Below are 4,414 nucleotides of genomic sequence, written 5' to 3' on the forward strand. Positions count from 1 at the left end.
CCAATGCCCAATACCCAGTCCCCATTCCCCATTCCCCACTCTCTAATTTTTAACTTCACACAAATATTCTTAAAGAATTTGAATATTTGGTACACCAGTTTGGTATTTCTTAAAAAGTCCTGACATTAGGAGAATCGCATTATGACTGCAAAAACGACGAAGAATTTACCAGTTGCCGACAGTGGAGCTAAACCTCCCTACGCCTTTCGCACAGGCTGGGCACTGTTCTTGTTAGCTATCAACTTCCTGGTAGCAGCCTACTATTTCCACATTATTCAATAGTTAGAAGTGGAATGGTGCTGCTCAAATCGTTCCTTTGAATAAACCTTTGGGACGAATGAGCAGCACCAAAATCATGATTAACAGCGCTACACCTTGTTTGTACTGTGAACCCAGCCAAGGAGTACTGATTTCTTGGACGATACCAATGATAAAAGCTGCTGCGATCGCACCGTAAGGGTTGCCAATCCCACCAAGAATTACTGAAGCAAATAATGGTAAAATTAAAAACCATCCCATATTCGGTCGCACGGCTGTAATCAGCCCATACATACTGCCGCCCAAGGACGTAAGACTGCCAGCAATTACCCAAGTCCATAAAATTACCCGATCAACATTGATACCTGAAACCCTGGCTAAGTCCAGATCGTCAGCAACTGCTCGCATCGCTTTACCAATTTTGGTATTTTGCAGTAGGTAATGCAGTGCCAAAATTACTAATACCGCCAAACCCAATACCAATAATTGATTTTGCGGCACCTTTAAACCCGCGATGTCTAAAGCTGGCGTAACAGGTAAATTATAATTTTGGTTCTTGCCACCCCAGATAAAAATAATGCCGTTGCGAAGAAATAAGGCAAGTCCGATAGAAATAATAATCAGCGTAGTGGAAGTAGCACGGATAGAGCGCATCTTTGACCACAGTAACTTTTCCGATAACAGCATTGCTGCTACTGTTCCCGCCGCCGCCAGGATCATCGACAGCCAAATATTGACTCCAATAGTGTTTATCAGCCAGGTCAGATAGGCTCCAAGAGTGAGAAAATCACCATGAGCAAAGTTAGATAGCCGTAAAATTCCGTAGGTAAGAGTGAGTCCGACTGCCGCTAAAGCAATAATGCTTCCCACCGCAATCCCATTAACTATTAATTGGGCGAATTGTGTATCCATAAGCCTTCAGTTGCTTTAAAAAATTTTACGTCAGTGGTTCGTATAATAATTTTTTTAGAAGAGATGCTAAATTTAACATCATAAGTTATGGTTTATAACAACATAAGTTATGGTTTATAAATAAAAAAGAATTGTCAGTTAATATACATAGAATCCTCTTCGGATTCTTATGCGAAGCTAAACTAGTTCAACGGTCTAGTTGACCATGCAGCAGTACTCAAGCTTACCAGACCATAACTCACAGATAGATGTAAGGCCAAAACCTTTGACAACAATTCAGCAACTTCGCGCCAAGTTGTGGCTGGAGAGCAGCTTGAACCAGTTGCAAAGTCGCCTTAATGATTGCCTGCTTTCTGCTTGTAAAACAGTCCCACAGGCAGGAGCCGCAGAAACAAAAATTCTTCAAACTGTTGTTAACGAGATTAACAGTGCTGTGAACAACAGCAATTTGGCGGTTACAGATTGTGCCGTAGGCATAGCTTTGTTTGAACCACAAGCAACTGTTGCCACAGTTTGCTATGTTTCGTCTTCTCCATCCCCGAACTCACAACCTTTATTTCTAGAATTGCTGACAGCAGAAAAAAAGCTGCTGTTGAGATTACAAGGGGTTATAGAACTTGAAGATTTGCAGGAGCTTGAAAATCAACAACCACCGAGCGCTTGGCGGTTAGCTGATGATTCTGGCAACGTCATGGGTTGGCTAATTCTCGCCACCGCACCCCTAAACTCTGCTCGTGATTCGCTGATAAAATCACTTGCTCAACTAAAATCACAATTGATGGCAAGGTCTGCCGAGCATTGTACAACAGCTTTGGTACAACTTAGACACATTCTATCTTGGCAGCAACAGCATCAAGAGTTAAATAACTCTAATCAAGAATTGGAGCGCACCAATCAACTCAAAAATCAGTTTTTGGCAAACACTAGCCACGAAATTCGCACACCCCTTAGTTCTATTATTGGGTTCACCGACTTCCTTTTAACCCCAGGGTTTGAACCAACTCAAGAACGCCAGCAAGAGTATTTAAGTATCATTCGGTCTAGCGGCAAGCACTTGCTAGCTTTGATTAATGATATTTTGGATCTCTCTAAAATTGAAGCAAATCAGCTAGAGGTGCAGTGGGAAACAATTGATGTGCCAATGCTATGTAGGAATGTTTTCGCATTGGTGAAAGAGAAAGCTGCTAATAAGGGTTTGAAACTCCGTTTAAAACTTGACCCCAATATCACAACCCTAGTAGCTGACCCCTTGCGACTCAAGCAAATGCTGTTGAATTTACTCTTCAATGCCCTCAAATTCACTAGCCAAGGAAGTGTTGGCTTAGAGGTTGTTGCCAAAGGTCTATTTGTGTATTTTACAGTTTGGGATACTGGCACTGGCATTTCCCAAGAAGACCAGGCTCAACTGTTTGAACCCTATTTCCAAATTGCCAAGGCTGTCGCTGGTGGTGAAGGTACTGGTTTGGGTTTAGCAGTAACTCAAAAACTCGCCCAAATTCACGGTGGTTCTGTGAACGTGGAATCTGAAGTAAATTGCGGTTCCCGTTTTACCCTTGTACTTCCCTTTAAACAAGAAGTGGAAGTGGGGGGAGATGAGGGAGCAGGGGGAGCACGGGAAGAAAAATCCTTCTCACCTCCTTTGCCTTTCACCACTAATTCTTCTCTAGATATTTTGCTAGTAGAAAATGACTTACCCAACGCTCATTTGATGGAAATTTATCTATGTAAATTGGGATATCAGGTGACTTGGGTTAAGAATGCTGCCGAGATGTGGGAAGCTTTACCACAGTTAGACCGAGTGTTGATTTTGATGGATGTTCATCTGGCAGATGGCAATGGTCTTAAGTTGGTACAGCAGCTGCGAGAAAATCAGCAATATCAGGCGATTCCGGTAATTGTTCAAACAGCAATGGCAATGAAAGGCGATCGCGAAACTTGTCTAGCAGCTGGAGTAAATGACTATATTTCTAAACCAATTGATTTACCACTTTTAGCCAGTCTGATAGCTAAATACAGCAAACCGCCAACAACAGGGGAATTAGGGGAGTAGGGTAGCAGAGGGAAATGACTACAATAGAAACTGTTGGGTGCTATAGGGTTTGGGCAGGATTGGTAAATAATGCTGACAGAAAAATTTGAGCAATTAAAAGCCTTATTTCAAGAAATGGAGCAGGCGTTGATTGCCTACTCTGGGGGCGTTGATAGTACTTTGGTTGCCAAAATTGCTTATGATGCGTTGGGCGATCGCGCTTTGGCTGTGACGGCTGTTTCTCCTTCGCTGTTACCAGAAGAGTTGGAAGATGCCAAAATTCAAGCCGCAACTATTGGGATTCCTCATAAAATCGTCCAGACTCACGAGATGGAAAATCCCAATTACACCTCTAACCCTGTTAATCGCTGTTATTTTTGCAAAAGTGAATTACACGACACTCTCAAACCTTTAGCTTTACAGTTGGGTTATCCATACGTGGTGGATGGGGTAAATGCCGATGATTTGCATGATTATCGCCCAGGAATTCAGGCGGCGAAAGAGAGAGGGGCGCGATCGCCTTTAGCAGAAGTTGGTGTCACCAAAGTTGAAGTCCGCCAACTTTCGCAACAACTCGGTTTACCTTGGTGGGATAAACCCGCTCAACCTTGTCTCAGTTCCCGCTTTCCTTACGGTGAAGAGATTACTGTAGCTAAGTTACAACGAGTTGGTAGAGCAGAAATTTTCTTAAGAAAGCTAGGTTGGCAGAATTTGCGCGTGCGATCGGAAGGAGATACAGCACGCATTGAATTACCACCAGAACAAATTAAAGAGTTTGTGTTAACTACGGATTTACAGAAAGTAGTTTCTGCATTTCAGGATTTCGGATTTCTTTACGTAACCCTGGATTTAGAAGGTTATCGCAGTGGGAAGTTAAATCAGGTTTTGAATCGGGAAGCCTTGAGCCTTAAACTATAGCATTTTGCTGGACTGTGTAGACACGGTTGTGCTGTTTTCACCTATCTCACTTATCTTTGCCAACTGCATCAGTGTCTCATACCAATCTGTAATCGGCAGATCGGCAGGTGCTGTTAGGTCTTGATAAACGTGTTGGCAGAGTTCTCGAAAAGCTCGGTAGCGCTTTTGACGCCAATGCTTAGTGAGTTCGCCCAGAGATGCCTCATTAAGATTTCCTAAAGCATAATTGCGGTCAAAACCATGGGGAGCGATGCGATTTTGTGAGATGCCTTACTTCGTTTGGGCAGGGGGCAGGGG

The 4,414-nt window shown here is 43.1% G+C and carries 4 protein-coding genes; 3 read left to right on the forward strand and 1 reads right to left on the reverse strand.

Annotation, left to right across the window (positions count from 1 at the left end):
- Positions 1-141: 141 nt before the first annotated feature.
- A complete protein-coding gene (locus ACFE90_RS36675) occupies positions 142-282 on the forward strand; it encodes a photosystem I protein PsaX (RefSeq protein ID WP_375507155.1) in 141 nt (46 codons plus the stop codon).
- 21 nt (positions 283-303) lie between these two features.
- Here ACFE90_RS36675 and ACFE90_RS36680 read toward each other — a convergent pair whose 3' ends face one another.
- The gene (locus tag ACFE90_RS36680; protein WP_375507156.1) at positions 304-1,170 is read right to left on the reverse strand and encodes a branched-chain amino acid ABC transporter permease; all 867 of its coding nucleotides are present in this window, start codon (positions 1,168-1,170) and stop codon (positions 304-306) included.
- A gap of 205 nt (positions 1,171-1,375) precedes the next feature.
- Here ACFE90_RS36680 and hrmK point away from each other — a divergent pair, with 205 nt between their 5' ends.
- Together hrmK and larE are read left to right on the forward strand one after the other, a co-directional pair.
- Positions 1,376-3,220 (forward strand): hybrid histidine kinase/response regulator HrmK, encoded by a 1,845-nt coding sequence (hrmK, locus tag ACFE90_RS36685; RefSeq protein ID WP_375507157.1) that lies wholly within the window; start codon positions 1,376-1,378, stop codon positions 3,218-3,220.
- A gap of 69 nt (positions 3,221-3,289) precedes the next feature.
- Positions 3,290-4,117, forward strand: a complete 828-nt coding sequence (larE, locus tag ACFE90_RS36690) for an ATP-dependent sacrificial sulfur transferase LarE (RefSeq protein WP_375507158.1) — start codon at positions 3,290-3,292, stop codon at positions 4,115-4,117.
- The last annotated feature ends 297 nt before the right edge of the window (positions 4,118-4,414 follow it).

The sequence above is a fragment of the uncultured Nostoc sp. genome (assembly GCF_964245445.1).
Classification (GTDB): Bacteria; Cyanobacteriota; Cyanobacteriia; order Cyanobacteriales; family Nostocaceae; genus Nostoc.